The organism is Mycobacterium aquaticum, from assembly GCF_002086485.1.
Taxonomy (GTDB): Bacteria; Actinomycetota; Actinomycetes; order Mycobacteriales; family Mycobacteriaceae; genus Mycobacterium; species Mycobacterium aquaticum.
Genome location: NZ_MVHF01000069.1, coordinates 1 through 26,772, shown reverse-complemented (window position 1 = coordinate 26,772; position 26,772 = coordinate 1). Strand labels below are relative to the sequence as shown.

Here is a 26,772-nt window from a genome sequence, read left to right as displayed (position 1 = left end):
CACAGCGCGGGCAATTTCGTCGAAGCGCTGAAAACCAGGCCGTGGGTTGACAGGATCTGTGCGACTACGGTCGCACAACGCAGTGCGGGAACGGTGGTGACTGATGAAGTTGGTCGTTGGATATCTCGCCACAGCCGGTGGCGCCGACGCGTTGGCTCTAGCGGTGCGGTTCGCCCGAACGCTCGGCGCGGAAGTCGAGATATGCATCGTCTTACCTCAAGACACAGGCCTGCCCGCACTGGTGCCCAAGGGCGGATACGAAGAGGTGCTCGCCGAGCAGGCCAAGGGCTGGCTCGCCGATGCGGTCGCCTCGGTGCCCGACGACGTTGTCGCCCACAGCCATCTGAGTTTCGACGAATCGTTCACCGACGGATTGATCCACGAGGCGGTGCGGCTCGACGCCGAGGCCATCGTGGTCGGCGGTTCCGGCGGCGGGCTGGCAGGCAGCTTCTCGCTTGGCTCGGTGGTCAACGAACTACTGCATTCGTCGCCGGTCCCAGTGGCGGTGGCTCCCCGTGGAACTCGGCAATCGACGATCGAACGGGTTCGGGAGGTCACGTGCGCACTCGGCACGCGCAAGGGTGCGGATCGGTTGCTGGACACCGCGGTACGGGCCAGCAAGGCCGCAGGCACACCGCTGCGGCTGGTGTCGCTGGTGGCGCTCGATCCCACCTTCGGTTCGTTGCGCTCAGATGACGACGCCGTTCGTGAGCACGCGCAGGATCACGCCCGGGAAACCCTGGAAACAGCGAAATCCAGTCTGCCCGAAGGTTTTCCGGTGACCTCGACGGTGGTGACCGGCTCGACCGTGGAAGCTGCGATCAACAAGCTCGACTGGCATGACGGTGACGTGCTGATGGTGGGTTCCAGCCGGCTGAGCGCACCCAAGCGCATCTTCCTCGGCTCCACGGCCGCAAAGATGTTGCGGGTGGTCGATGTTCCGATGATCGTGGTGCCGCGCGACGATGTGAGCGACGGCGAGGGGCAGTGATGCCCGAAACCCCTTCGGAATCCGTGGCGCATCACGAGCTGGAGGTGGCAGAGGGAGCGGCAGGGCTGGTTTCCAAGGGCCTGGCCGCAGGCAAGGTCGGGACCTTCTCGGGTGCCGTACTCGGCATCTCGTCGGTCGCCCCCGGCTACACCCTGACCGCCAGCATCGGGCTCATCGTCGCGGCGGTCGCTCTGAAGATGCCGGCCATCCTGATCGCCGGGTTCATCCCGATGTTCCTCACCGCATACGCCTACCGGGAACTGAATTCCGTTGCCCCGGACTGTGGTGCGTCGTTCACCTGGTCGACCAAGGCCTTCGGGCCCTACGTCGGGTGGATGTGCGGCTGGGGCATGGTGATGGCGACCATCATCGTGCTGTCCAACCTCGCGGCCATCGCCGTCGAGTTCTTCTATCTGTTCATCGCCCGGGTCGCCGGCCACCCGCAGATAGCCGATCTTGCGCAGAACAAGGCCATCAACATCGCCACCACGTTGGTGTTCCTGGCCATCGCGACCCTTATCGCCAGCCGCGGCATCACCACCAGTGAGCGGGTGCAGTACGTGCTGGTCGGGTTCCAGATGGTGGTGCTGCTGGGCTTCGCGGTGATGGCCTTCATCCACGTGGGCCGCGGTGCCGCGCCCGCCGGGTTGTCGTTCGACCTCGGTTGGTTCAACCCGTTCACCGGACTCACCTTCAGCGCCTTCGTGGTTGGCGTCACCGGATCGATCTTCGCGTTCTGGGGCTGGGACACCTGCCTGACCCTGGGGGAGGAAAGCAAGGACCCTACGAAGGTGCCGGGCCGCGCCGGGCTGCTGTGCGTGCTGTCCATCCTGGCCACCTATCTGTTGATCGCGGTCGCGGTGATGATGTACGCAGGCGTCGGCGAAGATGGTCTCGGGCTTGGCAATCCGGAGAACGAGAGCAACGTCTTCGCGGCCCTCGCCGACCCGGTGCTGGGCAAGTGGCTCGGCCCGTTCCTGTTCCTGGCCGTGCTGGCGTCGTCGGTGGCCAGCCTGCAGACCACGTTCCTGCCCGCTGCCCGCGCGATGCTGGCCATGGGTGCCTACCGGGCGTTCCCACCGCGCTTCGCCGAAGTCAGCCCGCGCTTCCTGGTGCCACGCTTCGCCACGGTGACCGCAGGCGTGGTCACGGGTGTCTTCTACACCGTGGTGAGCCTGCTCTCCGAGAGCGCCCTGCTGGATACCATTGCCGCCCTTGGCATCATGATCTGCTGGTACTACGGCATCACGGCGTTCGCGTGCGTCTGGTACTTCCGGCGCGAGCTGTTCACCAGCGCCCACAACGTCGTGTTCAAACTGCTGTTCCCGCTGACCGGTGGCATCATCCTCGCCGCCGTCTTCGCGTTCTCGATCAAAGAGAGCATGGACCCGGAGAACGGCAGCGGCGCCGCCATCGGCGGTATCGGGCTGGTGTTCTTCATGGGATTCGGCATCCTGCTGCTCGGTGCCGTGCTCATGCTGGTGTGGCGTTCCCGCAGTGAGGCGTTCTTCCGCGGCGAGACGCTACGCCATGACAGCCCGTCGATGGCGTAGCGCGACGGAACGGCCTTGCCTCACACGGCGTAGGTGCGGTCGATACCCGATTCACCCTCGACGTGCGCCAGCTGGAACGGGTCGAGGATGTTCCATGCCGTGACGAAGGCCTGCTGCTTGAGATCGTCGGCGGGGTACTCCACGTTGAGCAGATCGGCGACCTCGTCGTACCCGTAAAAGGCGAGCGAGCCCGGCTGGGTGGTGATCAGCAGCTGGTTGACGATGACCTGGCGAGCACGTGCGCCGTCGTCTCCGCTCTGCAGGGCGGGGGACAGGTTGGGGATGATCTTGGTCGCAGGCACGACGATGTTGAGCCACGGCACCATCTGGCTGACCCGGTAACCGGCTTCCACGCCTTCGCGGGTGAAGGGCTGCAACGCTTCCGGGGTGATCCCGATCAGGGTGCTGCTGAGCTGCTGCACCAGCTCGGGCTCGTTCGTCGGCGTCGGATCGTCGGCGCGGAACGGATTCGGGCTCCAGCCGGGCGCTGCCGTCGGTGCCGGCGTGTCGGCCTGCACAGCCGCCCGCGACACCGGCGCGTCGACGGAGCTGTCGGGTTTCGGAGCGGTGGGCTTTTGGGGTGCGGCGGTTTGCTTGGGCTCGAACATCTTCTTGAGCCGGTCGACCTGCTTGGCCTCGAAGTCCGGCTTGCTGCCGACCTTGGTCACCGGTTGTGCGGCGGGCTTGGCCAGTGAGTCCGAGATCGACGTGGACACCGTGTGCGCTGTCGTGGTGACCTGAGCGCTGACCTTCGCCACATTGTCGTTGATCTTCGACAGTGCCTTGGCGGGGCCGGCGGGGGTGCGCTTGGGCCCGGCGTTGACCGACGTACTGGTGCCGGCGTCCTTGGCGGTCGAACCGCCGTCGGTCGCATCGGCGTTGGCGGTGCCCTGGCCGGCAGCGGCGATCGCCGCACCCACACCCACGGCTACCGCCACACCGCCGACATAACCGATGTACTTCGTTGACGCCATTGCCGTCCTTTGCAGTCGATCCCCCAGCCCACGAGCATCGTAGGGGGTTCACAGCAATTTGGCAGCTTGATCGGGCGGTTCAGCGGTGCCGGTCGCCTCGGTCACACCCAGGTCCCGCCGTCGACCCGCAGCGTTGTACCCGTGACGTAGGACGCGCGGTCGCTGAGCAACCAGGCGGCGGCTTGCGCGATCTCGTCGGGCCGCGCCGCGCGCCGCAGCGGCGTGTCCGCGATCAGCCGTTCGACCACGCCGGGGCTCGCGTCCTCCCACTGCTGGATCATTTCCGTCATGGTCGGTCCGGGAGCGATCGCATTGACCCGGATACCCTGCGGCCCGTAGCTCACGGCGGCAGACTCGGTGAGGCTGTTGACCGCGCGCTTCATCGCGCCGTAGGCCGGCAGGTCGGGATTGCTGTGCAGGCTCCCGACGCTGGAATTGTTCACGATTGCACCGGTTTTGGCGGTCGCGCTGATCGCGGTCACCTCGGCGGACAGCGCCAGCCACAGGCCTTTGAGGTTGACCGTGTAGACGTGGTCGAAGTCGTCCTCGGACACCTCGTGCAGTGGTCCCGGCGGCTGGATCGTCGCGCCGTTGTTGAAGGCGATGTCGAGACGTCCCCACAGCTCGACGACCCGCTGTACCGCGGTCCGCACACTGGATCCGTCGGCCAGGTCACAGACCACGTAATCGGAACTGCCGCCCGCGGATCGGATGTCTTCGGTGACCGCCTTGAGCTCGCTCTCGGTCCGCGCCGCGAGGACGACGGTGGCGCCCTCGGCGGCGAACAGGCGGGCGGCCGCGGCGCCGATACCGCGACCCGCGCCGGTGATGAATGCGATCTTGCCTTCCAGCAGGCCGGTTTTCGTCGGAGAAGTCATGACAGCGAGCCTGCGGCCGCGCGCTGGCCTTATCCAGGTATCACCGGTACCTGGCTACGGTCGGCGGTCCCACGGAGAATGGCAGCGTGGACAAGCGAGAACTCGGCGCGTTCCTGCGCAGCAGGCGCGAGCGGATCCGGCCTGCGGACGTGGGTCTGCCCGTCGGGCAACGGCGTCGCACCCCGGGTCTGCGACGCGACGAGGTCGCGCATCTGGCGTTCATCTCGACCGACTACTACACGCGTCTCGAACAGGCCAGGGCCCCGCACCCGTCAGGTGACGTGCTTTCCGGTCTGGTTCGGGCACTTCGCCTTTCCGATGCCGAGCGGGCGTATCTCTACCTGCTGGCCGGCGTCGAACTCGAGCGGCCACCCGGGCCGCCGCGGGAGGTTCGCCCGAGCATCCTCGACCTGATCCAGCGGCTGCCGCAAGCCGCTGCCATCGTGCTGTCGGCGACCTATGAGGTGCTCGCCTGGAACGACTTGGCGTGCGCGCTGATGGAGGACTTCTCGGCGTTGTCGCGCCGGGACCGCAACCTGGTGCGGCGGGCGTTTCTCGGGCCGCATCCGGCGGACGGGAGGCGGCTGTACGGCGTGTCCGACGCCGACGAGTTCTCCCACACTGCTGCGCTGCACCTGCGCGGCACTGCCGCACGGTATCCCGACGACCAAGAGACCAGCGAGCTGATCGCCGAACTACGGTCCGGCAGTGTTGAATTCGCGCGGCTGTGGAATGCGCACGACATCGTGTCCCGGCCGACCCTGTGCAAGACGTTCGCCCACCCGGTGGTCGGCCCGGTCGCGGTCAACTGCGATTCGCTCGACATCGCCGACCGTGATCAACGCGTCGTGATCTACACGCCGGAACCGGGCTCGCCGTCGGAAGAGGCGATGCGGCTGCTGGCGGTTCTTGGCACGCAACGCATGGACGTACCGGGCTGAGCAGTCACGGATTGATCGTGGGTTCGCCGATCTGGCGGCCCCAGACGTATTCCGATGTCACCGGTTGGCCGAGTTCGAAGTGGTTGTAGGGCGCCAGTGATATGCCGGTGTCCATCACCAGGTACGGCGCGGGCCACAGGTCCCGGGTGATCGGTTGCCAGCACCCTGGCCGTCCCTCGGGGCCGCCCTTGGCGTTCACGCGGGGCAGGTTGTCCGGATACACGTAGGGATTGCCAACGCCGACGATGAAGGTGTGCGTACGCACCGAATATCCGTTGCCGCTGAACGCTTCGGCCATCTTGGGGGCGGCATCATGGAAGCCGCGGATGGTGCAGAGTAGCTCAGGGCTGTACTTGTCCAGCAACCCCGACGTCGGCAGTAGGTCTTGGGCGCTGCGGACCAGGTAGGGGCCGCCGCGTTCGAAGATGTCACCACCGGTGTTGCCGAAGCCGACCGCGGCGACGAGGGCTTGGTCGAGGTTGCCGCGTTGATCGTTGAGGGTGTGCGCGGTGGTGACGGCGTTGGTCAGGCCGTTCCACAGATCCGGTGAAGCGTTCGCGTGCACCTCGCTCAGATCGGCCAGGGCAGTGATGTCGTGGCGGATCTGGGGCATGCGGGGGTTCAGGTCGGCCAGGATCACGTTGCCGTTGACGATCGACTGCCCGAACTTGTCGCCGAGGCCGTCGAGGGCCTGGGCGGTGGCGGTGAGGGTCTCGTTGAGCTTGATCGGGTCGACTTGTTCGGAGATCGCGGTGATGGTCTCGAACAGCGTGTTGAACTCCGTGGTCGCACCTTGGGCCTGAATCGGGATGTGCGGGGAAACGCGTTGCTGCGAGGGGTTTTTCGGTGACGTGAACGATATGTACTTGTTGCCGAACACCGTGGTGGCCCGCAATTGCGCTTGCACGTTCTCAGGGATCAAGTCCAGGTACTTGGGATCGACGTTGAGGCGCAATCTCGCTTCGGGGTTGCCCCCGGCGTCCACCACGTCGACCGCGGCCAGCCGGCCGATCGGCACGCCGTTGTAGGTGACCTTCGAACCGGGGTCCATCGACAACCCGGCCCGGCCCGACAGCACGGTCAGTTGCAGCTTGGGTTGGAAGCCCCCGCGAAACTGCGTCCAGATCAGGCTGATGCCGACGGCGATGACGATCGCGGTCACCAGACCCATCCGCTTGTACGGGGGTGTGGGAGGCCGTGCCACCATCTATGGATGCTGACACGAGCAAATACTCGCATTCAATTCGCGTTCCGATGACCTGTCCGCCACCGCCACCACGGCGAACGCCGCGTCAGCAACGCTCACGCGATATGGTCGCGCGCATTCTCGACGCGGCGCAGCGCGTGCTCATCGAGCAGGGGTACGAAGGTGCCTCCACCAACCGGATCGCCGGCGTGGCCGGCATCAGCCCCGGATCGCTGTATCAGTACTTTCCCAACAAGGATGCCGTCGTCGCCGCGGTGATCAGCAGGTTCAGCGACCAGATGGCGGCCCAGGTGGCCGACAGCGTGTCGGCGCACCTCGACCAGCCGGCTCCGACGTACGTCAGGGTGTCCATCGCAGCGTTGCTCGACGCACTTGACGTGCACCCGGAGTTCCTGCGGGCCATCGTCGAGCACACCCCGCGCCTGGGAGTGGCCAGCAAGCTCGTCGCATTCGAGCAGCGCATCAGCGACCTGACGATGGCGTATCTGACCTTGAACCGCCGCCACTTGCGCAGTGACACGACCCATTCCACCGCCACCTGGATGCTGGTGCGGCTCGTCGAGCACCTCTGCATCCGGTACGTCATCGACCAGCCGGCGATTGCGCGTGAAGAGTTCCTCGACGAGATCACCGTGCTGGTGTTGAACTACCTGCGCCCCTATCCGTCCGAGGCCTGACGCGTCCTACTCGCGTTCGGGTCGTGTTCATCGGCCGGTCGAGCCGTCGATCAGTTCGCGGATGATGTCAGCATGGCCGGCGTGGCGTCCGGTCTCCTCGATCATGTGCGTGAGGGCCCAGCGCAGGCTGGGGGCGGCGCGTCCGGGCACTGGCGCGTTGAGATCGCCGCAGCCGTCCAGCATTTCGTTGGCGCGTGCGACCGCGGCCCGGTAGCGGGCGACGACGTCGGTGACGCTGTCCGACTCCGGCGCGCGGAATGTCGCCTGCCAGTCGGCGACGTCATCGCCGAGGAAGATCCAGCGTTCGACGTGCGTCAGATGCTCCAGAAGGCCGAGCAGGTTGGTGCCCGACGGCACCGCCGCCGTCCGCACGGCAGGCTCGGGCGTCCCGTCCACCTTGGCCGCGATCGAGGTGCGCAGGTAGTCGAGGAAGCCGCGCAGGGTCGTCGTCTCGTCAGACCCGGTCCGCGGTGGCGGGATGTCGTGAGGCATGTGCCAAGTCTGGCCGGGCCCGCTTCCGATGGCACGCGGACTTGCTGTTCGGGCAAGAGCGGTGAGTTTCGCCGCGGTGGCGCGTCTATATCCACAAATCCGATCTGCCCGAGGAGAGCATCATGACCGCCACGTACACCTTCGACGTCTTTTCCAGCCTCGACGGCTACGGCGGGATCAGCGGCGGGGATTGGGGCGGTTACTGGGGTAAGCAAGGGCCCGAACTGCTCGATCACCGCCTCGCGCTCTACGGCGCGCAGCAGCGGATGGTGTTCGGCGCCAACACCTATCGGAAGTTCACCGAGCTGTTGAACTCGGGCACCGAGGAGTCGGTGGGGGATGCCTGGGTGACCCGCATGCGGAACCTGCCCGCGACGGTCGTGTCGAGCACCCTGGATGGGCCGCTGGACTGGCCGGACGCGACCGTCGTGAGCGGTGACGCCGTCGACGTCGTCGCCCGGCTCAAGGAGGAGTCCGACGTGCCGCTGCGCTCGCACGGCAGCCTGTCGATGAACCGGGCGCTGATGGCCGCCGGCCTGGTCGACCGCATCCAGGTGACGATCTTCCCGGTCATCACCGGCCAGACCGGCGACGACCCGATCTTCGCCGGTGCTGCCGACTTCGACCTCGAGCTGATCGAGAGCCGCACGCTTGACGGGCGCATCCAAGAGCTCGTTTACCGGCTCAGCCTGCATCCTTGAGCATTCGAACGGTTGTTCGATAAACTGGTGGCGTGGGTTGGCACAACGGGCCGCCGAGCTGGGCCGAGATGGAGCGGGTGCTTGCGGGCAAACCGCGTCGGTCCGGCCTCCCGTTGGAAGAGTCCGGCGACGGCGGTGACAGCCCGGCCTGGTCGCGTAAGCGCGGGGCCTATCAACCGCCGCCTGAGGTGTCCCGCCCGTCCGGCTCGGTGCCCTATGCCGAGTTGCACGCACATTCGGCGTACAGCTTCCTCGACGGCGCCAGCACCCCGGAGGAGATGGTCGAGGAGGCGGCCCGGCTGAATCTGCGGGCCATCGCGTTGACCGACCATGACGGGCTCTATGGGGTGGTGCGGTTCGCCGAGGCTGCACGCGAACTCGACGTGGCCACAGTGATCGGCGCCGAGTTGTCGTTGGGCAACACGCCGCGCACCGACGTCCCGGATCCGCCGGGCCCGCATCTGCTGGTGCTGGCCCGTGGGCCCGAAGGCTACCGGCGGTTGTCCCGGGAGATCGCCAGGGCGCATCTGGCCGGCGGTGAGAAAGGAAAGCCTCGCTACGACCTCGACACCCTCACCGAGGCGGCAGGCGGGCACTGGCACATCCTCACCGGATGCCGCAAAGGTCATGTCCGCCAAGCATTGTCCGACGGTGGCCCGGAGGCTGCCGAGCAGGCGCTGGCCGACTTGGTGGGCCGGTTCGGGGCCGACCGGGTCAGCGTCGAACTCACGCATCACGGCCAGCCGTGCGACGACGAACGCAATGCCGCGCTGGCCGACCTGGCGCCGCGGTTCGGGGTGAACGTCGTCGTGACCACGGGCGCGCACTTCGCCGCGCCCTCCCGCGGACGCCTCGCCATGGCCATGGCGGCGATCCGCGCCCGCAACTCGATGGAGGCCGCGGCGGGCTGGCTGGCCCCGCTGGGTGGGGCGCATCTACGCTCGGGGGAGGAGATGGCGCAGCTGTTCGGTGCCGAAATCGTCGCGGCGGCAGCAGATCTGGGTGAGCAGTGCGCGTTCCGGCTGGAACTCATCGCCCCGCAGTTGCCGCCCTTCGACGTTCCCGACGGACACACCGAGGACACCTGGCTGCGACACCTGGTCATGGCCGGTGCGGCCGAACGCTACGGACCGCCCGCGCAGGCGCCGAAGGCCTATGCGCAGATCGAGCATGAGTTGAAAATCATTGAACAGCTGACATTTCCGGGCTACTTCCTGGTGGTGCACGACATCACCCGGTTCTGCCGCGAGAACAACATCCTGGCCCAGGGCAGGGGATCGGCGGCCAACTCGGCGGTCTGCTATGCGCTCAAGGTCACCAACGTCGACCCGATCAAGAACGAGCTCCTGTTCGAGCGGTTCTTGTCCCCGGCCCGCGACGGCCCACCCGACATCGACATCGACATCGAATCGGACCTGCGCGAGAACGTCATCCAGTACGTCTACGAACGTTACGGCCGGGATTACGCCGCCCAGGTCGCCAACGTCATCACCTACCGCGGGCGCAGTTCGGTGCGGGACATGGCCCGCGCGCTCGGATTCTCCCAAGGGCAGCAGGATGCCTGGAGCAAGCAGATCAGCCGGTGGAACGGCAAGGTCGACTCCCCGGAGGTCGAGGACATCCCGGAGCAGGTGATCGACCTGGCCACCCAGATCGCCAACCTGCCCCGCCACATGGGCATTCACTCCGGCGGCATGGTGATCTGTGACCGTCCCATCGCCGACGTGTGCCCCGTGGAATGGGCTCGGATGGCGAATCGCAGTGTCCTGCAATGGGACAAGGACGACTGCGCGGCCATCGGCCTGGTGAAGTTCGACCTGCTCGGGCTCGGCATGCTCTCGGCGCTGCACTATGCGATCGACCTGGTGGCCGAACACAAGGGCATCGAGGTTGATCTGGCCAAACTGGACCTGAGTGAGCCCGCGGTCTACGAGATGCTGCAGAGAGCCGATTCGGTCGGGGTGTTCCAGGTTGAGTCGCGGGCTCAGATGGCGACGCTGCCGCGGCTGAAACCGCGCGAGTTCTACGACCTGGTGGTCGAGGTGGCGCTGATCCGTCCCGGCCCGATCCAGGGCGGCTCGGTGCATCCCTACATCCGGCGGCGAAATGAACTGGAAGAGGTCACCTACGACCATGATTCGATGAAGCCCGCGCTGGAGAAGACCCTGGGCATCCCGCTGTTCCAGGAGCAACTCATGCAACTGGCCGTCGACTGCGCGGGTTTCTCGGCGGCCGAGGCGGACCAGTTGCGCCGGGCCATGGGCTCCAAACGCTCCACCGAGAAGATGCGCAGGCTGCGCTCGCGCTTCTACGACGGCATGCGGGAGAAACACGGCATCACCGGTGAGGTGGCCGACCGGATCTACGACAAGCTGGAGGCCTTCGCCAATTTCGGCTTCCCGGAAAGCCATTCGCTGAGCTTTGCGTCGCTGGTGTTCTACTCGTCGTGGTTCAAACTGCACCACCCCGCCGCGTTCTGTGCGGCGCTGCTGCGGGCGCAGCCCATGGGGTTCTACTCGCCGCAGTCGCTGGTCGCCGATGCCCGGCGGCACGGAGTGACGGTGCACGGGCCCGACGCCAACGCCAGCCTGCCCTACGCCACGTTGGAGAACCACGGGATGGAGGTTCGGCTGGGGCTCGGCAGTGTGCGGCACATCGGCGACGATCTGGCCCAGCGCATCGTCGACGAGCGGGATGCCAACGGGCCGTTCACATCCCTGCTCGACCTGACCGGCCGGATGCAGCTGAGCGTCCCGCAGACCGAGGCATTGGCCACCGCGGGCGCGCTGGGGTGTTTCGGGATCACCCGACGAGAGGCACTGTGGGCGGCGGGCGCGGCCGCCACCCAGCGTCCCGACCGCCTGCCCGGGGTGGGGTCGTCGTCGCACATCCCGACGCTGCCCGGGATGACCGATCTGGAGCTGGCGGCCGCCGACGTGTGGGCCACCGGTGTCTCGCCGGACAGTTATCCCACCCAGTTCCTGCGGGAGGATCTCGAGGCGTTGGGTGTCGTGCCCGCGAGCAGGCTGTTGGAGATTCCGGACGGAACCCGAATCCTGGTGGCGGGGGCGGTGACTCACCGGCAACGCCCGGCGACGGCGCAGGGCGTCACATTCGTCAACCTGGAAGACGAGACCGGCATGGTCAACGTGCTGTGCGCGCCGGGAGTGTGGGCACGCCACCGCAAGCTGGCGCAGACAGCGTCGGCGCTGGTCATCCGGGGGATCGTGCAGAACGCCAGCGGCGCAGTCACCGTACTGGCCGACCGGATGAGCCCCGTCGACCTCAAGGTGATGTCCCGCTCCCGGGACTTCCGCTGACGGGCCGATAGGAGAGTTCCCCCGATCGGGGGACACCACGTTCATCGGGTGCATCCACCACTAGGGCGACAGACTCGGGCCGCGTTGGGCGGCATTCTTATCTCAACGGCGAAACAAGCCGACGAGACAAACGAAAACCCAACTCATCCAAAGGATTACAGAAATGACCCGCATCGCAAGCGCAATCGCCCTCCCGATCATCTCCGCCGGTATCATCGGCGGCGCCGCCCTCGGCCTGGCAGGCACCGCGTCGGCCAGCACCACGTCCACGGCGCCGTCCGGCCCGGGCCACTCCTTCAGCCCGCAGGTGCACGCCCACCCGGCCCCCAACGCCCAGCCCGGCTGGCACAACCACCACGGCGCCTGGCACATCGCGGCCCGGCAGGCCCGCTGAGCCCGGTGCTCATTCGCCGGTCGGAGTGGTCCACACCTTGTCGATGGTGATCCGCAGCCGCGTGCTGTACGCGGCCATCGCCTCGGTCAATCCGAACTGCTCCGCATCGGCGGCGTACTTGTCCCAATACGCGGTGTCCTCGCGCGGGTTCACGTCGGTGGCGTCGACCGCCGCGTGACCCGCGACGGCAATGACGCCGCCGCCGTTTCCGTCCGAATCCAGGTTCAGGCTCACCTGCGGATGGGCCGTCACATGGCGGACCTTGGCCGCACCCGGCATCGAGTACACGACGACATCGGTGCCGTCGAAGTAGAACCACACCAACCGGGGCACGGGCAGACCCGATTTCGCGACGGTGGTCAACCAGCCGTAGTGGTCGGTGGTCAGGCGTTCGATTACTTCCGCAGTCAACTCAGCACTCATGGCCCGAATGTAGTCTCGCGCCATGACAGCCGATTCGAACCTGAACTTGTCCACTGACGAACTTCTGACCACCACTCGATCGGTGCGCAAGCGACTCGACTTCGACAAGCCGGTGCCGCGCGAGGTGATCATGGAGTGTCTGGACCTGGCGCTGCAGGCGCCGACCGGTTCCAACGCTCAGGGCTGGCAATGGGTCTTCGTCACGGACCCGGCGAAGAAGAAGGCGCTGGCCGACATCTACCGCTCCAACGCCAACCCCTACCTCGACCTGCCCGCACCCGAGCGCGGTGACATCCGCGACGAGCAGATCGGCGCCGTGATGAGCTCGGCGAAGTTCCTCAACGAGAACTTCGAGAAGGCGCCCGTGCTGATGGTGCCGTGCCTGGAGGGCCGCCCGGACGGAGCGCCTGCCGGCATGCAGGCGTCGTACTGGGGCTCGCTGCTGCCCGCGGCCTGGAGCTTCATGTTGGCGCTGCGCTCGCGCGGGCTGGGTTCGGCGTGGACGACACTGCACCTGCTGGGCGACGGTGAGAAGCAGGCCGCCGAGATACTGGGCATCCCGTTCGACAAGTACGCGCAGGCCGGGCTGTTCCCGATCGCCTATACCAAGGGCACCGACTTCAAGCCGGCCAAGCGGCTGCCTGCCGAGCAGCTCACGCACTGGGACACCTGGTGAGCCGCCCGCGACTCCTTATATAAGGAGAAATCAGACGGCGCCGCTGAAGCCGTGTTGCCGCCACGCCTCGTACGCGGCGACCGCGGCGGCGTTCGACAGGTTCAGTGACCGCCTGCCGTCGAGCATCGGGATACGCACGCGGCCCGTGATATGCGGGTCCGCGAGCGTCTCGGCGTCCAATCCGGTGGGTTCCGGTCCGAACATCAGCACATCGCCTGGTTGGTAGCTGACATCGGCGAACGGCGTCGACGCGTGCGCGGTGAACGCGTACACACTGGCCGGCATCAGCGCCGACCACGCGGTGGCCAGATCCGGGTGCACGGTCACCGACGCCAGGTCGTGGTAATCGAGCCCCGCGCGGCGCAGTTCGGGCTCCGACAGATCGAATCCCAGCGGCTCGACCAGATGTAATTCGCAGCCGGTGGCGGCGACCATCCTGATCGCGTTACCCGTATTGGGGGCGATTCGGGGCGAGAAAAACAACAACCGGAACATTTCGAGGTCATCGTACGGCCGGCCGGCGCACCGTACTCCGAGCGACGGCCATCGACAAGATCAGCGATGGTTGCGAGCTTTGCTCAATTACCACACGACTGCGCTACGGCTCGGTCACGAACTCTGTCTGTTCAGTAAGAATTGTGGAAACGCTCGCCAGCGGCTGTCATACTCGTCGAATTGCCAGGCGTAGTGACGCCCGCCCAAGCGTGGGCGAAATTAGCAGGAAGCCTAATGAATCACGCCTCAGGACCGAAGTGCCGAGATGCGGCCGGTAGCAGGGTTGGATGCCGATGACCGCCTTTTCGCAGCTCAAACAGGCCGACGGAACGGTGGTCGAATTCGCGTCGACGCCACACGTACCGGCAAAGCGACCATCGCGTTGGTCGCCCGCCAACTGGCCCGTCCGCGGGAAAGTGCTCGCCATCGTTCTGGTGCCGCTGATTCTCGCCATGGTGTTCGGCGGATTGCGCATCTACGGCAGCTCCGTCGAGGCGTCCCGGCTGCGCCTGGCCGCAGACCGCGCCGAAATGATCCCGGACATCGACAAATACATGGCGGCGCTGGAAAGCGTCATGGTGGCCGCCACCGAGGGTGGTGACGCCCAGGCTGCGATGGCGGAGTTCACCGAGCGCAAGAACGACCTGCGTCAGCGTACGGACTCCACCCAGGTCGCCGACGACGTCGCACAATCGGTCAACAGCCTGATCGACAAGGGCCAGGAACTGGTCGGCGCGGTGATGGCCAATGCCGTCGACCTGCGGACCCGGGTGATGGGCTACGGCTCGCTACTGCTCACTGCGGAGACCGCGGTCACCGGATCGGCGCGCACCGACGACCAGGACGTGCAGCTGAAGGCCGACGCGTTGTCCCGGGCCATCGGCGCCCGCGGGCAGATGATGATGCAGCGGCTGCTGGTCACCCGCGGCGGCGACCTGCCCGAGCCGGTACTGCGCAGCTCGATGGTCGCGCTGGCCGGTACCGAACCGTCGACCGTGACGGCGATGGCAAAGGTGCTGGGCGGGGCCTCCGAGCAGGCGGCGACACTGCGCTCGGAGATGGTCAAGCGGCTGGGCATGTTGTCCGATCCGACGATTCCGCTCGTCGACAACCCCGATCTGCTCGCCTCGCTGCAGGCCACCGACAAGGTCGCCGAGCAGATGATCGGCGACTTCACCGAGTCCATCCCGGCCGCCGTCGACGCCGAAGCCAACCATCAGCGCAGCGCCGCCATCCGCGACGCGATTCTGGTTGCCATCGCCATCGTCAGCGCATTGGTGATCGTGTTGCTCGTCGCGCGGTCACTCGTGCGTCCACTGCGGACCCTGCGTGACAGCGCACTCAAAGTCGCCCACGAGGATCTGGCGACCGAGATCGAACGTGTCCGCAGCGGCGGTGAGCCCGGCATTGTCGAGCCGCTGCCCGTGTACACCACCGAAGAGGTCGGCCAGGTGGCCCACGCCGTCGACGAACTGCACCAGCAGGCCGTCTTCCTCGCCGGCGAGCAGGCACAGCTGCAGTCGCAGGTGTCCGACATGTTCGAGACGTTGTCGCGGCGCAGCCGTTCGCTGGTGGATCAGCAGCTTTCGCTGATCGACCGGCTCGAGCGTGACGAGGACGATCCCGAACGGCTGGAAAGCCTGTTCAAGCTGGACCATCTGGCTGCCAGGATGCGACGCAACGGCGCCAACCTGCTGGTGCTCTCGGGCTCGAAGGTGACGCGCGAGCACAAAGACCCGGTCCCGATCGACACGATCATCAACGCCGCGGCATCGGAGGTCGAGGACTACGCGCGGGTCATCACGGCCACCGTCGCCGAGGCCGAGGTCGTCGGATCGGCATCCGGTGACCTGATCCACCTGCTGGCCGAGCTGCTCGACAACGCCCTGCGGTATTCGCCGCCGATCTCCCAGGTCCGCGTCTCGGCCGTGTACGCCGACACCGGCGGTCTGGTCATCGAGGTCAGCGACATCGGCCTGGGCATGACCGAGGCAGACCTGCGGGTCGCCAACACACGTCTGCAGTCCGGTGGTGAGGTCAACCCGTACACCGCCCGCCACATGGGCCTGTTCGTGGTCGGGCGGCTGGCCACCCAGCATGGTCTGGTGGTCCGGTTGCGCAGCACCATCTCCGAGGAGCCGAACTCCGGCACCACCGCCGGGATCTACATTCCGGCGGAGCTGCTGGTGCGTGACGGGGTGTCCCTGGCACCCGCACCGCGCCCGACGGGCAATGCGTCCGCTGCCGCCCCGACGGGGTTGGCGGCCGCGATGGGCCTCGATACCCGGCCGGCCGGTTCGGCCGATGCCGCCGAGCCGCTGCGCAACGGCCACGCCGACGCGCCGTTCGGATTGCTGCCGCAGCGCAGCCCGGGGGCCAGCGGTATATCCGACCTGCCTCCGACGCTTGCTCCGATCACCTCCGAGCCGGCGGAGCCCGCGGCCGAGGAACCCGCAGTGGAACCGGCGGCCGAGGCCTTGCCGGTGCGCGAACCGGCTGCCTCATGGCCGCAGCAGTGGCCGACCGAGGACGAGGAGCATCCCAGCCAGGACACGGCGAACGGGGCGCTGACCAACACCGCGGTGACCAACACGTCGGCGTTCTTCGCCTCGCGTGCCCAGGCCGCGTCCAATGGCCCGCAGCCGGAGTTCACTCCTCCGACCCCACCCGCCGCGCCGCAACCCGCGACCGCAGAGCCGCAATCGACGGTGACCGCCGGGGACGGCGACGCGATCTACCAGTCGATGGTGACCGAATGGGACATCGACCCGACCACGCACGTGCGCAGCGCCGACCTGGACTGGAAGACCGTCTGGGAGAAGGGCTGGACCGTCGCCGCCGCGGCGCAGGATGCGCCGGTCGAGCAGCACACCGAGGAGGGTCTGCCGATGCGTACGCCGGGTGCCCGCCTCGTACCGGGTGGCGTCGCGGCGGTCGCCGGACTCAACGGCCGGCACCGCAACGGCGGAGCGCACCGCTATGAAGACAGCGCTGAAGCGGTAGCATCGGCTGACAAACCTGACAGCGGCGTATTCGCGGCGTTCCAGCCGCGTGATCCCGAGGCCGTCCGCGCGAGCATCAGCAACCATTTCGGCGGCGTGGCCGCCGGCCGGTCGCACGCCCGAGAGACCAGAGGAACAGATAGCGAATGACCCGTGGAGGAGCGCAGCGCGATTCTCTGGACTGGTTGGTGTCCAAGTTCGCCCGCGAGGTGTCCGGGGTGTCGCACGCCGTCCTGGTGTCGGCAGACGGCCTGTTGATGGCGGCCAGCGAGGACATGCCGATCGAACGAGCAGACCAGCTCGCGGCGGTGGCGTCCGGGCTGGCCAGCCTGGCCACGGGTGCGGCGCAACTCTTCGACGGCGGCAACGTGCTGCAGTCGGTGGTCGAGATGGACAACGGCTACCTGTTGTTGATGCGGGTCGGCGACGGTTCGAACCTGGCGACGCTGGCCGGCCGGTCCTGCGACATCGGGCAGATCGGGTACGAGATGGCGATCCTGGTGGAGCGCGTCGGCGCTGTTGTGCAGTCGTCGCGCCGGGCACCCCAACCTTCGTGAGCGGTCCATGGACGCATCTGATCCCGCCGAGCAACCGAGCCTGGTCCGTCCCTACACGCTGACGGCAGGCCGCACCGATTCTCGCGTCCACCTGCCGATGGAGGCCCCGGTGGAGACATTGGAGTCCCCGCCGCGTGAACCGCGTTGGTCGACTCGCGACGTTCGTGGTCAAATCGTGGAACTGTGCGTCGAGCGCCCATCTGTGGCGGAGATCGCGGCACATTTGTCCCTGCCGCTCGGCGTGGCGCGCGTGCTAATCGGGGACCTGGTGACGCAGGGTTATCTACGGGTGCACACCACCCTCGACGACTCGGCGACCTTCGACGAGCGCCGCGAACTGATAGGAAGGACCCTGCGTGGTCTACGGGCACTCTGACCGCGCCGACGGCAAACCGCGGCGGCGGGCTGCGTCGACGAAGATCGTCATCTCAGGCGGGTTCGGGGCAGGCAAAACGACGTTCGTGGGCTCGGTCTCGGAGATCATGCCGCTGCGGACCGAGGCGTTGGTCACCAACGTCTCCGAAGGCGTCGACCTCCTCGACGGCACCCCGGACAAGCGGACCACCACGGTCGCGATGGACTTCGGCCGGATCACCCTCGACGAGGATCTGGTCCTCTATCTGTTCGGCACTCCCGGCCAGCGCCGGTTCTGGTTCATGTGGGACGACCTGGTGCGCGGGGCCATCGGCGCCATTGTGCTGGTCGACATCCGCCGGCTGCAGGACAGCTTCGCCGCGGTCGACTTCTTCGAGGCCCGCAATCTGCCGTTCATCGTCGCGGTCAACGAGTTCGACGATGCGCCGCGGCACCCGACACAGGCCGTGCGCAAGGCGCTCGCCCTGCCCGACCACATCCCGGTGATCACCGTGGACGCGCGCGACCGCAACTCGGCCAAGGCCGCGCTGATCGCCATCACCGAATACTCACTCAGCAGCCTGACCGCGCTGCCGGGCTGAGCCCGTGGCGGACCTCTCCTGGGCCGACGAAGAATTCGTCGGCGTCGATTTTCGTGCCGACGAATACGACGGAGCCCTTAGCCGGCTGCGCACCGAGCGCGTCGTCTTCACCGAGTGCGATTTCAGCGGCGTCGACCTGTCCGAGTCGGAGCATTCCGGCTCGGCGTTCCGCAACTGCACGTTCCGCCGGGCCACGCTGTGGCACAGCACATTCACCAACTGCAGCCTGCTGGGCTCGGTGTTCACCGAAGCGCGGCTGCGACCGATCACGCTGGTGGAGTCCGACCTGACGCTCGCGGTGCTCGGTGGGTGCGATCTGCGCGGCGTCGACCTCTCGGACTGTCGGCTGCGGGAAACCAGTCTGGTCGGTGCCGACCTGCGCAAGGCAGTGCTGCGGCGTGCCGACCTGACCGGCGCCCGGGTCCAGGACGCCAAGCTCGAAGAGGCCGATCTGCGCGCCTCGCGCGTCGACCCCACCTTCTGGACCACGGCGAAGCTGCGCGGCGCGAAGGTCGATATCGAGCAGGCGCTGGCCTATGCGGCCGCCCACGGACTCGCCGTCGGCGGGTGACTTTTCGCTCGCGCGAAAAAACTCAGCCCTTGAGGCGGATCTTCCATCGCACGAAGCCGATGTAGAACACCGACAGCCCGGCGAGCATGGCCATGTTGAACAGCCACGCGCCTGCCGTGTGCTTCCACAGTGAGTCGTCGGGCATGATCGGCGGCTTCACCAGATCGGTGAGTCCCACGGTCGATGCCGTCGTCGCGAAACCCCACCGTGCCGGGGTGATCCACGACAACTGATCCAGACCGGCGCGGCCCGTCACGGGGATCATGCCGCCCGAGAACACCAGCTGGCTCATGACCGCGACCACCAGCAGCGGCATGATCTGCTCGCTGGTCTTGGCCATCGACGAGAGCGCCAGGCCGACCGTGGCGGCGCAGACCGTACATGCGGCCATGCCGACGAACAGTTCGAAAGACGCGTTGCCGAGCACGTTGGCGCCCTGGGTGGGCGCGCCGACACCGATGATCGTGATGGCGGTGACGATGCCCGCCTGGATCACCGCGAAGACGCTGTACACACAGATCTTGGCCAACAGATACGCCGACGTGGACAGGCCGACGGCCTGCTCACGCAGGAAGATCGCGCGTTCACCGATCAGGTCGCGCACGGTCAACGCGGTGCCCATGAAGATGGCGCCGACGTTGAGCAGCACCAGCACCTGCCCGGGCTGGTTCGGCGCGTCGCTGGCCGGATTCGGCGGCCCGAAGCCCGTCTCACCGGGAACCGACAGGGACAGCACGCCCATGATGAACGGCAGCAACGCGAGGAAGACGAAGTAGCCGCGGTCGGAGACGATCAACCGCATCTGGCGGCGCGCGATGGTGGAGAACTGGCGCAGCAGGCTGGTGTGGACGGGCTCGCCGAGGTTGGCCGGTTTGTCCGCGGGTGGCCGCTGCGGGGGCGGACCGTGGATGGCCAGGTACCGCTGCTTGGCCGCTTCGGGGTCGCCTGCGACCGTGCTGAAGATGTCGGCCCAGTTGGTGGTGCCCAGCTCGGTGCCGATCTCGCTGGGCGGCCCGCAGAACGCGGTCTTGCCGCCGGGAGCCAACAGCAGCACCTGATCGCACACGTCGAGATAGGTCAGCGAGTGGGTGACGACGAGCACCACACGGCCTGCGTCGGCCAGCTGCCGCAGCATGGTCATGACCTGCCGGTCCAGCGCGGGGTCCAGGCCCGAGGTGGGCTCGTCGAGGATCAGCAGGGACGGGCCGGTGAGCAGCTCGAGGGCCACCGACGCGCGTTTGCGCTGACCGCCCGAGAGCTTGTCGACGCGGGTGTCGAGATGCTTGGTCATCTCCAGCTCTTCGAGCACCTGCATGACGACCTGTTCGCGGTCGGCCTTGGTGGTGTCAGGCGGCAGCCGCAGCTCGGCGGCGTACATCAGGGCTTGCCGCACGGTGAGCTGACCGTGCACCACGTCGTCCTGCGGCACCATGCCGATACGGGAGCGCAGCGAGGCGTACTCGGCGTGGACGTCGTGACCCTCGAACGTGATGGTGCCGCTGGTCGGATGGGTCAGGCCCGCGACCTGCTTGGCAAAGGTCGACTTGCCCGCACCGGACGGGCCGATCACGGCCGTCAGCGTGCCGGGCCGCGCGTCCAGCGAGATGTTGTCCAGCAGAGTCTTGTTGCCCTCGATGGTCCACGTGAGGGCACGGACCTCCAACCCGCCGGTGCGGGTGTCGGCCTCGGTCTCGCTGCGCCGCACCAGCGTTCCGCCGGTGTAGGTCAGGTCGACGTTGCCGATGGTGACCACGTCACCGTCGTGCAGGATCGCCGAGTCCACCCGGGCGCCGTTGACGAACGTGCCGTTGATGCTGCGCTCGTCGCGGATCTGGGTGCCGCCGGGCATCGGGAGCAGGGTGGCGTGATGGCGGGACGCCAGCACGTCGGGAATCACGATGTCGTTGTCGGTGGCGCGACCGATCTTCACCGCACCCGTGGCCGGCTCGGGCCCGCGGCCCGGCCGCAGGATCTTGAGCATGCTGGTCGCCTTGTTGGCGATCGGCTCATTACCGCCCCGAGGTGCCGACGCAGCGGGTCCCATGGTGGTCGGGGCCTGCGCCGACGGAGGGCTCGCGGGCCGCGGCGGTGGCGAGTACGACTGCGGTGAGCTGGGATAACCGGTGTGAGGACCGTTCGGATGCCCGGTCTGCGGGCCGCTCGGGTAGCCCGCCTGCGGCCCGCTGGAGAAGCCGGACTGCGTACCGGTGGGATAACGCTGCTGCGGGCCCGACGGATAACCCGGCCGCTGCCCGCCGGCCGGGGGTTGCGTGTGCGGCTGCTGCCAGCCGCCGCCCGTCGGCGCTTGCGTGGGCCAGCTGCCGGACTGCCGCGTCGCGATGGGCACCGCGACCGTCGGCGTGCGGCCCACGTTGCCCTGGTGGTGGCCGACCTCGAAGCTGAGCTGCGGGCCGTCCGGGTTGCCGATGTTGATGACCTGGCCGTCCTGGATGTCCACCGAGGGCACCCGGCGGCCGTTGACGTACATGCCGTTGAGGCTGCCGTTGTCGATCGCGACCCACCGGCCCTGGTCGAACCGCAGCACCAGATGGGCACGCGAGATCAGCGGGTGGGCTATGCGAACGTCGGCGCGCAGGTCGCGGCCGATGACGACATCGTTGCCTGCGGCGAAGGTACGGGTCGACCCGTCGTACCGAACGGTCAGCGCGGGTGGGGCTGGTCGGCTCATCGGGACCAACTCTAACCGTCCGGCCGCGTTAATTGCCGCGCCACGATCGTGTGGCGGCATGTGTGACGATGGCCCGCATGGCCCGGGATCAGGCGACTGAACGAATTCGTGCCGTGCTGCGGCCGGCGGTGACGGTGTGTGCCGGCGTGGCGCTGGGGTTGCTGGCATGCGCTGTCGCCCTGGGGTGGTGGAGCCGGTTGGGCCCTCAGCGCCCACTCGGCCTCGATGCGTGGTTCATCGGTGGTCTACACCGCTGGGGTGCGGATCTGCCGAGCCGCATACCGCTGGCGGTGACCGTCATCACGCTGCTGCTGATCGCCTCGATGGTCACCGTCTGGCAGCGCGGGCGGGACGGGAGAGATTTGCCAGGCATACCCATTGTCCTGGTGACCCTGGCTGTGCTGGCGTTCTTCGCGTATTTCAGCCAGGGCATCCCGGCGTTCTACCGCACCTTGACTCAGGCATATCCGGTGTCGCCGGCACTGCCCGCGGGCGTGGCGGCGTGGCTGTTGTGCCTGGCCGGCGCGATCGCCACGCTGCTGGCCACCACAGCGTTTGCCCGGCTGGGCCGCGACAGTGTGCGACTGGTCGTGATCGGGGTGGTGATTGCCGTGATCGCCGGCGCGGCGGTGACCGTGGGCGCACTGCGCGCAGGCGACGACGATCGCTTCGTCGACGGCGCCACGGCGGCAGCGACCGACGTGCCCGCACTGCCGTCGGAACTGGGCACGCGCAGCTTCGGTGTCACGGTTGCAGGCACGTTCGACGCCGAGGCCCCCGGGGCGCTCGGCGGCAAACCGGGGCACTACCAGATCGCCGCTGCGGGAGCCGGATTCGTCGTGTTCGCCAACCGGCGAGTGACGGCATACGGCGCCGACGGCACCGAGCGCTGGCACTACGCCCGGACCGGTCAGAGCGACGTCGCGGCCGACGGCATGTCGGTCTTCGATAATGGAGCCACGGTCGTGGTGTCCCTCGGCCGGGCCCTGGTGGGCCTCGACGCCGTCACCGGGGCGCGGCTGTGGACCACGACCGACGCCCGGATGCTCGAAGCCGTCGGGCACGCCGCCGACCGCGACGTGCCTTACCTGATCTCCCGAGATGCGGTGTCGTGGACCCGCTTCGACACCCGCACCGGTAAGCCGGCGTGGACGGTGTCGGACCCGAACCCCGCGGAGTGCGTCGACGGGGAGATCGATGCCGACACCCGCTCGTGGATGGTGTCGGTGACCCGATGCGCGTCGGCCTCCGGCGTCGACATCCGGCTCGCCGCAGTCGACCCCGCCAGTGGGGTGACCCAGTGGGACACGGTGGTTCTGCACGCGGCACCCCCACAGGATCCGCAGGCCCGACCGCTCGATGTCATCGCCGCGGCGGCCAACGCCGTCGGGGTGTTCCTGCAGTTCGCCGGCTTCGGGGCGCCCGCTGCGCCGTCGTACGCGAACGTCGTGCAGAAGACGGTCACCGCGCTTCCCGAGCGCGGCTACCCGCAACCATCTCCCGGGCCCGGCGACGACTTCGTCGTCTCCGACCGGCAGATGACCCTGTTCGGTGCCGACGGCACGCCACGCTGCACCGTCAACGGGACAGTCAGCGGGCTGACCAACCGGGTCCCCGGTCGCGGCGCCGGGCTGTCCTATGTGGTCTTCCCGCACAGCTTCGTCGTCGCCGACCGCGGCATCCAACCAGCGCTGCGCACTTACGACACCGCGACGTGCGCGGAGTCGGGTTGGGCGGTGCCCGCAGCCGCGGTCGAGGGCATGATCCCGGTTCCCGGCGCCGTGCTCGTATTGCGGCGCGAAGGACAGAACCTGCTGATCGACGGTTACCGGGCAGGCTGAGGCGCATTGGCGAGCGCAGGCACCGCCGCGGGCGGGTACTTGTCGCGCGGCTCCCACACGTCCCACGTCTGCACCGCCCAGAACAGGGCGAACTCGCCCATCAGGAGCAATTCGACCAACAGCAGGCCGAACTGGACATGCTTGACGAGCAGCACCACGGCAAGGACCACGGTGGCCAGCATCAGCACCGCGATCACGGCGTAGAACCGGGCCCGCTGATGGCGGCCCGCGGCCCGGGCGTAACACGCGTGATAGACCGCGACCAGGGTGATGGCCAGGAACATGCCGACCGCGGCGAACGCGTGCGCCCGCGCCATGAACCAGTCCGAGAACAATGCCAAGGCGCCGATCACGGTGATCGCGAACAACGCCTTGGGCAACCATGACTCGGTCTTCAGCAAGGCCTTGGCCAACCACTTCCACAGCGCCGCGGCGGTCACGCACTCGTCGTCTTCTGCGGTGGGCTCCGGCTGCGGTGGCCGCCACCTGCTCAACGACAGATACAGCGCGATACCGGCGGCCGCGGCCACGAACAGCGCGGTGATGTTGTTGGCGACGCCGCCGAGTGGATCGGCGACGGACGGCAGCCAGGGCTTGCACACCCCGTCGGTGCCGGTCGGGATCAGCGCCACGACGAACGCCATGAAACCGGAGAAGTTCAACAGCGAATCCTCGGCGTTGCGGCTGCCCTGGTAGGCGATCAGGCACATACCGATGGCGCAGAGCGCCGCCACGAACACGGCGTGGGTGCGGGTGAAGAAGAACGCACTGATCGAACCCTGCAGACATGTCCGAGCGGCCGTCAGCACCAGCGACACCAACAAGAACACCACGAGCGCGATCAGACCGACCCGCACGTAGCGGTAGGTCACCATGGCGTCGTCAGCGGTCTCCCGCATACCTCTCAGATTGACAGAGAATCCGGTGCTCCGGTGACGACACAGTGGGTGTGGCGGTAAATCGTCGGCATGCACTGGTTGCAGTGCGTGCACAACGAGGTGACCGACCCCGCGCTGTCCTCGTCCTTGATGCGGTTGATCAGGTCGGGTTCGGCGAGCAACGCGCGGCCCATGGCGACGAAGTCGAAGCCCTCGGCCATCGCGAGATCCATGGTGTTGCGGTTGGTGATACCGCCCAGCAGGATCAGCGGCAGCTTGAGTTCGGCGCGGAACAGCTTGGCCTCGCGCAGCAGGTAGGCCTCGCGGTAGGGGTACTCGCGGAAGAACTTGTGGCCGCTCATCCGGATGCCCCAGCTGATCGGCGGTTTGAAGTTGGCCGCGAACTCCTTGACCGGCGCGCCACCGCGGAACAGGTACATCGGATTGACCAGGGAGCTGCCCGCAGTCAGCTCGATGGCGTCCAGTCCGCCGTCCTCCTCGAGCCATTTGGCGGTCTGCAGTGACTCCTCGCAGGTGATGCCGCCGCGCACCCCGTCGCTCATGTTGAGCTTGGCGGTCACCGCGATCCGGCGGTCGCCGTGTTTGTCGACGGCGTCGCGCACTGCCCGCACCACGCCGCGTGCCACCTTGGCCCGGTTCTCCAGCGATCCGCCGAACTCGTCGGCGCGGCGGTTTATCAGCGGGCTGAGGAACGAGCTGGCCAGGTAGTTGTGTCCGAGGTGCACCTCGACCGCGTCGAAGCCGGCGTCGATGGCCAGCCGGGCGGCGTTGGCGTGCGCCTCCATCACGTCGCGGATGTCGTCGACGGTGGCCTTGCGGGCGAACCGCATGGACAGCGGGTTGAAGAACCGGACGGGAGCCAGCGCCGGGGCCTTGTTGGTACGCGCGTTGGCCACCGGGCCCGCGTGCCCGATCTGGGCGCTGATCGCCGCGCCCTCGCCGTGGATCGTCTCGGTGAGCTTGATCAGCCCGGGTACCGCTTCGGGACGCATCCAGATCTGCCAACCGTCGGTGCGGCCGCCGGGGGAGACGGCGCAGTAGGCCACGGTCGTCATGCCGACCCCGCCGGCGGCGGGCAATCGGTGGTACTTGATGAGGTCGTCGGTGACCAGGGCATCCGGTGTCGACGCTTCGAATGTGGCGGCCTTGATGACGCGGTTGCGCAACGTCACGGGGCCCAACTTGGCCTCACTGAACACATCCGCAGAACTGTGCATAGCGGGAGCCTGCCATGCGGCCTGTCAGAATGACAGGGTGGGTGCGATAACGCTGGATGGTAAGGCCACGCGCGACGAGATCTTCACCGATCTCAAGGAACGCGTAGCGAAGTTGACCGCGGCGGGCCGCACGCCCGGTCTGGGCACCGTGCTGGTCGGTGACGATCCCGGATCGCAGGCCTATGTGCGCGGCAAGCATGCCGACTGCGCGAAGGTCGGCATCAACTCCATCCGCCGCGACCTGCCCGCGGACATCTCGCAGGCCGAGTTGGACGCGACCATCGACGAACTCAACGCCAATCCGGACTGCACGGGTTACATCGTGCAGCTGCCCTTGCCCAAGCATCTCGACGAGAACGCCGCGCTCGAGCGCATCGATCCGATGAAGGACGCCGACGGGCTGCACCCGACCAACCTGGGCCGGCTGGTGCTCGGCAAAGAGGCACCGCTGCCCTGCACGCCGCGCGGCATCGTGCACCTGCTGCGCCGGTTCGACGTGCCGATCGCCGGTGCCCATGTAGTGGTGATGGGCCGCGGTGTGACGGTCGGCCGGCCGATGGGCCTGCTGCTCACGCGCCGGTCGGAGAACGCCACGGTGACGTTGTGCCACACCGGAACTCGCGATCTCCCCAGCCTGACCCGGCAAGCCGACATCATCATCGCCGCGGTCGGTGTGCCACACCTGCTGACCGCGGACATGGTCAAGCCGGGTGCGGCCGTCGTCGACGTCGGCGTGAGCCGGGTGAACGACAAGCTGACCGGTGACGTGGCTCCCGACGTTTGGGAGGTCGCGGGGCATGTATCGCCGAATCCCGGCGGTGTCGGGCCGCTGACCCGGGCGTTCCTGCTGACCAACGTTGTCGAGCTCGAAGAGTCGAAACTGGCGTGACCGCCCGGGAATTCGTCCGCAAGGTGTTCGCCGGGCAGTGGCCGATCCTCGTGGTCGGGCTGATCTTCATCGCGGCGTTCGCCTTGGTCGTGGCGGGTTACTGGCGCCGTGGCGCGCTGGTCATCGGCATCGGTGTCGGGGTGGCAGCGGCGTTGCGGCTGACGCTGACCGACGACCGGGCCGGTCTGCTTGTGGTGCGCACCCGGGCGATCGATTTCGTCACCACTGCCACAGTCAGTGCGGCGGTGCTCTACATCGCGTGGACCATCGACCCGTTGGGTACGAGCTAGCGTCACGGATCGCTCCGTGAGTCTTTCCGCACCGAGATTCACACCAGGGACAAAGATCTCGTCTCAGAGTCAAGTGGTCGCTGCAACACCTGATTTTTGGGCGGTGTTGTTCGATGGGATTTCGGGTGCAGGGGTCGCG

At 67.5% G+C, this 26,772-nt stretch carries 25 protein-coding genes; 16 read left to right on the top strand and 9 right to left on the bottom strand.

From position 1 onward, the window contains the following. The first annotated feature begins 103 nt into the window (after positions 1 to 103). Together BST13_RS36520 and BST13_RS36515 are read left to right on the top strand one after the other, a co-directional pair. Positions 104 to 991, top strand: coding sequence for a universal stress protein (locus BST13_RS36520; RefSeq protein ID WP_083170843.1), 888 nt, complete (start codon positions 104 to 106; stop codon positions 989 to 991). Then, complete coding sequence (locus BST13_RS36515) at positions 991 to 2,544, top strand: APC family permease (protein ID WP_083170841.1); 1,554 nt, start codon at positions 991 to 993, stop codon at positions 2,542 to 2,544. Before BST13_RS36520 ends, BST13_RS36515 begins: the two co-directional genes overlap by 1 nt. A 20-nt stretch (positions 2,545 to 2,564) precedes the next feature. Here the strand turns inward: BST13_RS36515 and BST13_RS36510 are convergent, their stop codons facing one another. Next, on the bottom strand, positions 2,565 to 3,518 hold the full coding sequence (locus BST13_RS36510) for a hypothetical protein (protein WP_083170840.1): 954 nt from the start codon (positions 3,516 to 3,518) through the stop codon (positions 2,565 to 2,567). Positions 3,519 to 3,619: 101 nt separating this feature from the next. Continuing rightward, positions 3,620 to 4,396, bottom strand: coding sequence for an SDR family NAD(P)-dependent oxidoreductase (locus BST13_RS36505; RefSeq protein ID WP_083170838.1), 777 nt, complete (start codon positions 4,394 to 4,396; stop codon positions 3,620 to 3,622). Positions 4,397 to 4,482: 86 nt separating this feature from the next. Between BST13_RS36505 and BST13_RS36500 the strand changes: the two genes are divergently transcribed. After that, positions 4,483 to 5,337: a helix-turn-helix transcriptional regulator gene (locus BST13_RS36500; protein WP_083170837.1), complete on the top strand. Its 855-nt coding sequence runs from the start codon at positions 4,483 to 4,485 to the stop codon at positions 5,335 to 5,337. Positions 5,338 to 5,341: 4 nt separating this feature from the next. On the opposite strand, the gene BST13_RS36495 is transcribed toward BST13_RS36500, so the two are convergent. Next, entirely contained in the window at positions 5,342 to 6,544 is a 1,203-nt protein-coding gene (locus BST13_RS36495) for an MCE family protein (RefSeq protein WP_083170835.1), read from the bottom strand. Between the two features lie 104 nt (positions 6,545 to 6,648). On the opposite strand from BST13_RS36495, the gene BST13_RS36490 reads away from it, so the two are divergent. Continuing rightward, complete coding sequence (locus tag BST13_RS36490) at positions 6,649 to 7,221, top strand: TetR/AcrR family transcriptional regulator (protein WP_064949812.1); 573 nt, start codon at positions 6,649 to 6,651, stop codon at positions 7,219 to 7,221. A 27-nt stretch (positions 7,222 to 7,248) separates the two neighbouring features. Here BST13_RS36490 and BST13_RS36485 read toward each other — a convergent pair whose 3' ends face one another. After that, a complete protein-coding gene (locus BST13_RS36485) occupies positions 7,249 to 7,713 on the bottom strand; it encodes a DinB family protein (protein ID WP_083170833.1) in 465 nt (154 codons plus the stop codon). Positions 7,714 to 7,835: 122 nt separating this feature from the next. Between BST13_RS36485 and BST13_RS36480 the strand changes: the two genes are divergently transcribed. The 3 genes from BST13_RS36480 to BST13_RS36470 all read left to right on the top strand — a co-directional run bounded on the left by BST13_RS36480 (position 7,836) and on the right by BST13_RS36470 (position 12,128). Further along, complete coding sequence (locus BST13_RS36480; protein ID WP_083170832.1) at positions 7,836 to 8,414, top strand: dihydrofolate reductase family protein; 579 nt, start codon at positions 7,836 to 7,838, stop codon at positions 8,412 to 8,414. Positions 8,415 to 8,446: 32 nt separating this feature from the next. Continuing rightward, positions 8,447 to 11,734 (top strand): error-prone DNA polymerase, encoded by a 3,288-nt coding sequence (locus BST13_RS36475; RefSeq protein ID WP_083170830.1) that lies wholly within the window; start codon positions 8,447 to 8,449, stop codon positions 11,732 to 11,734. Between the two features lie 163 nt (positions 11,735 to 11,897). Beyond that, positions 11,898 to 12,128 (top strand): hypothetical protein, encoded by a 231-nt coding sequence (locus BST13_RS36470; RefSeq protein WP_083170829.1) that lies wholly within the window; start codon positions 11,898 to 11,900, stop codon positions 12,126 to 12,128. A 9-nt stretch (positions 12,129 to 12,137) separates the two neighbouring features. Here the strand turns inward: BST13_RS36470 and BST13_RS36465 are convergent, their stop codons facing one another. Then, positions 12,138 to 12,551, bottom strand: a complete 414-nt coding sequence (locus BST13_RS36465) for a TIGR03667 family PPOX class F420-dependent oxidoreductase (protein ID WP_083170856.1) — start codon at positions 12,549 to 12,551, stop codon at positions 12,138 to 12,140. A gap of 22 nt (positions 12,552 to 12,573) precedes the next feature. Between BST13_RS36465 and BST13_RS36460 the strand changes: the two genes are divergently transcribed. After that, positions 12,574 to 13,227: a nitroreductase family protein gene (locus BST13_RS36460; RefSeq protein WP_083170827.1), complete on the top strand. Its 654-nt coding sequence runs from the start codon at positions 12,574 to 12,576 to the stop codon at positions 13,225 to 13,227. Positions 13,228 to 13,257: 30 nt separating this feature from the next. Here BST13_RS36460 and BST13_RS36455 read toward each other — a convergent pair whose 3' ends face one another. Beyond that, entirely contained in the window at positions 13,258 to 13,722 is a 465-nt protein-coding gene (locus BST13_RS36455) for a tRNA (cytidine(34)-2'-O)-methyltransferase (protein ID WP_083170826.1), read from the bottom strand. A gap of 293 nt (positions 13,723 to 14,015) precedes the next feature. Here BST13_RS36455 and BST13_RS36450 point away from each other — a divergent pair, with 293 nt between their 5' ends. From BST13_RS36450 to BST13_RS36430, 5 genes are read left to right on the top strand one after another with little or no spacing between them, the layout of a single operon-like run. Continuing rightward, a complete protein-coding gene (locus BST13_RS36450; protein WP_083170855.1) occupies positions 14,016 to 16,874 on the top strand; it encodes a HAMP domain-containing sensor histidine kinase in 2,859 nt (952 codons plus the stop codon). Beyond that, positions 16,871 to 17,281 (top strand): roadblock/LC7 domain-containing protein, encoded by a 411-nt coding sequence (locus BST13_RS36445; protein ID WP_064946806.1) that lies wholly within the window; start codon positions 16,871 to 16,873, stop codon positions 17,279 to 17,281. Before BST13_RS36450 ends, BST13_RS36445 begins: the two co-directional genes overlap by 4 nt. 7 nt (positions 17,282 to 17,288) lie before the next feature. After that, positions 17,289 to 17,657 (top strand): DUF742 domain-containing protein, encoded by a 369-nt coding sequence (locus BST13_RS36440; protein WP_083170824.1) that lies wholly within the window; start codon positions 17,289 to 17,291, stop codon positions 17,655 to 17,657. Continuing rightward, positions 17,638 to 18,237, top strand: a complete 600-nt coding sequence (locus BST13_RS36435; protein WP_083170823.1) for a GTP-binding protein — start codon at positions 17,638 to 17,640, stop codon at positions 18,235 to 18,237. Before BST13_RS36440 ends, BST13_RS36435 begins: the two co-directional genes overlap by 20 nt. A gap of 4 nt (positions 18,238 to 18,241) precedes the next feature. After that, positions 18,242 to 18,808 (top strand): pentapeptide repeat-containing protein, encoded by a 567-nt coding sequence (locus BST13_RS36430; protein WP_083170821.1) that lies wholly within the window; start codon positions 18,242 to 18,244, stop codon positions 18,806 to 18,808. A gap of 22 nt (positions 18,809 to 18,830) precedes the next feature. On the opposite strand, the gene BST13_RS36425 is transcribed toward BST13_RS36430, so the two are convergent. Further along, positions 18,831 to 21,497, bottom strand: coding sequence for an FHA domain-containing protein (locus tag BST13_RS36425; RefSeq protein WP_083170820.1), 2,667 nt, complete (start codon positions 21,495 to 21,497; stop codon positions 18,831 to 18,833). Positions 21,498 to 21,574: 77 nt separating this feature from the next. Here BST13_RS36425 and BST13_RS36420 point away from each other — a divergent pair, with 77 nt between their 5' ends. Next, positions 21,575 to 23,338, top strand: a complete 1,764-nt coding sequence (locus BST13_RS36420) for an outer membrane protein assembly factor BamB family protein (protein WP_083170853.1) — start codon at positions 21,575 to 21,577, stop codon at positions 23,336 to 23,338. Here BST13_RS36420 and BST13_RS36415 read toward each other — a convergent pair. Further along, complete coding sequence (locus tag BST13_RS36415) at positions 23,323 to 24,237, bottom strand: diphosphate--fructose-6-phosphate 1-phosphotransferase (RefSeq protein ID WP_083170818.1); 915 nt, start codon at positions 24,235 to 24,237, stop codon at positions 23,323 to 23,325. The two genes, BST13_RS36420 and BST13_RS36415, sit on opposite strands and share 16 nt — an antisense overlap. A gap of 5 nt (positions 24,238 to 24,242) precedes the next feature. Next, positions 24,243 to 25,454 carry an NADH:flavin oxidoreductase gene (locus BST13_RS36410; protein ID WP_083170817.1) on the bottom strand — a complete coding sequence of 404 codons (1,212 nt, stop codon included), beginning with the start codon at positions 25,452 to 25,454 and terminating at the stop codon, positions 24,243 to 24,245. A 37-nt stretch (positions 25,455 to 25,491) separates the two neighbouring features. Here BST13_RS36410 and BST13_RS36405 point away from each other — a divergent pair, with 37 nt between their 5' ends. Together BST13_RS36405 and BST13_RS36400 are read left to right on the top strand one after the other, a co-directional pair. Beyond that, a complete protein-coding gene (locus tag BST13_RS36405) occupies positions 25,492 to 26,343 on the top strand; it encodes a bifunctional methylenetetrahydrofolate dehydrogenase/methenyltetrahydrofolate cyclohydrolase (RefSeq protein WP_083170815.1) in 852 nt (283 codons plus the stop codon). After that, the gene (locus tag BST13_RS36400) at positions 26,340 to 26,633 is read left to right on the top strand and encodes a DUF3017 domain-containing protein (protein ID WP_083170813.1); all 294 of its coding nucleotides are present in this window, start codon (positions 26,340 to 26,342) and stop codon (positions 26,631 to 26,633) included. Before BST13_RS36405 ends, BST13_RS36400 begins: the two co-directional genes overlap by 4 nt. Positions 26,634 to 26,772 lie beyond the last annotated feature (139 nt).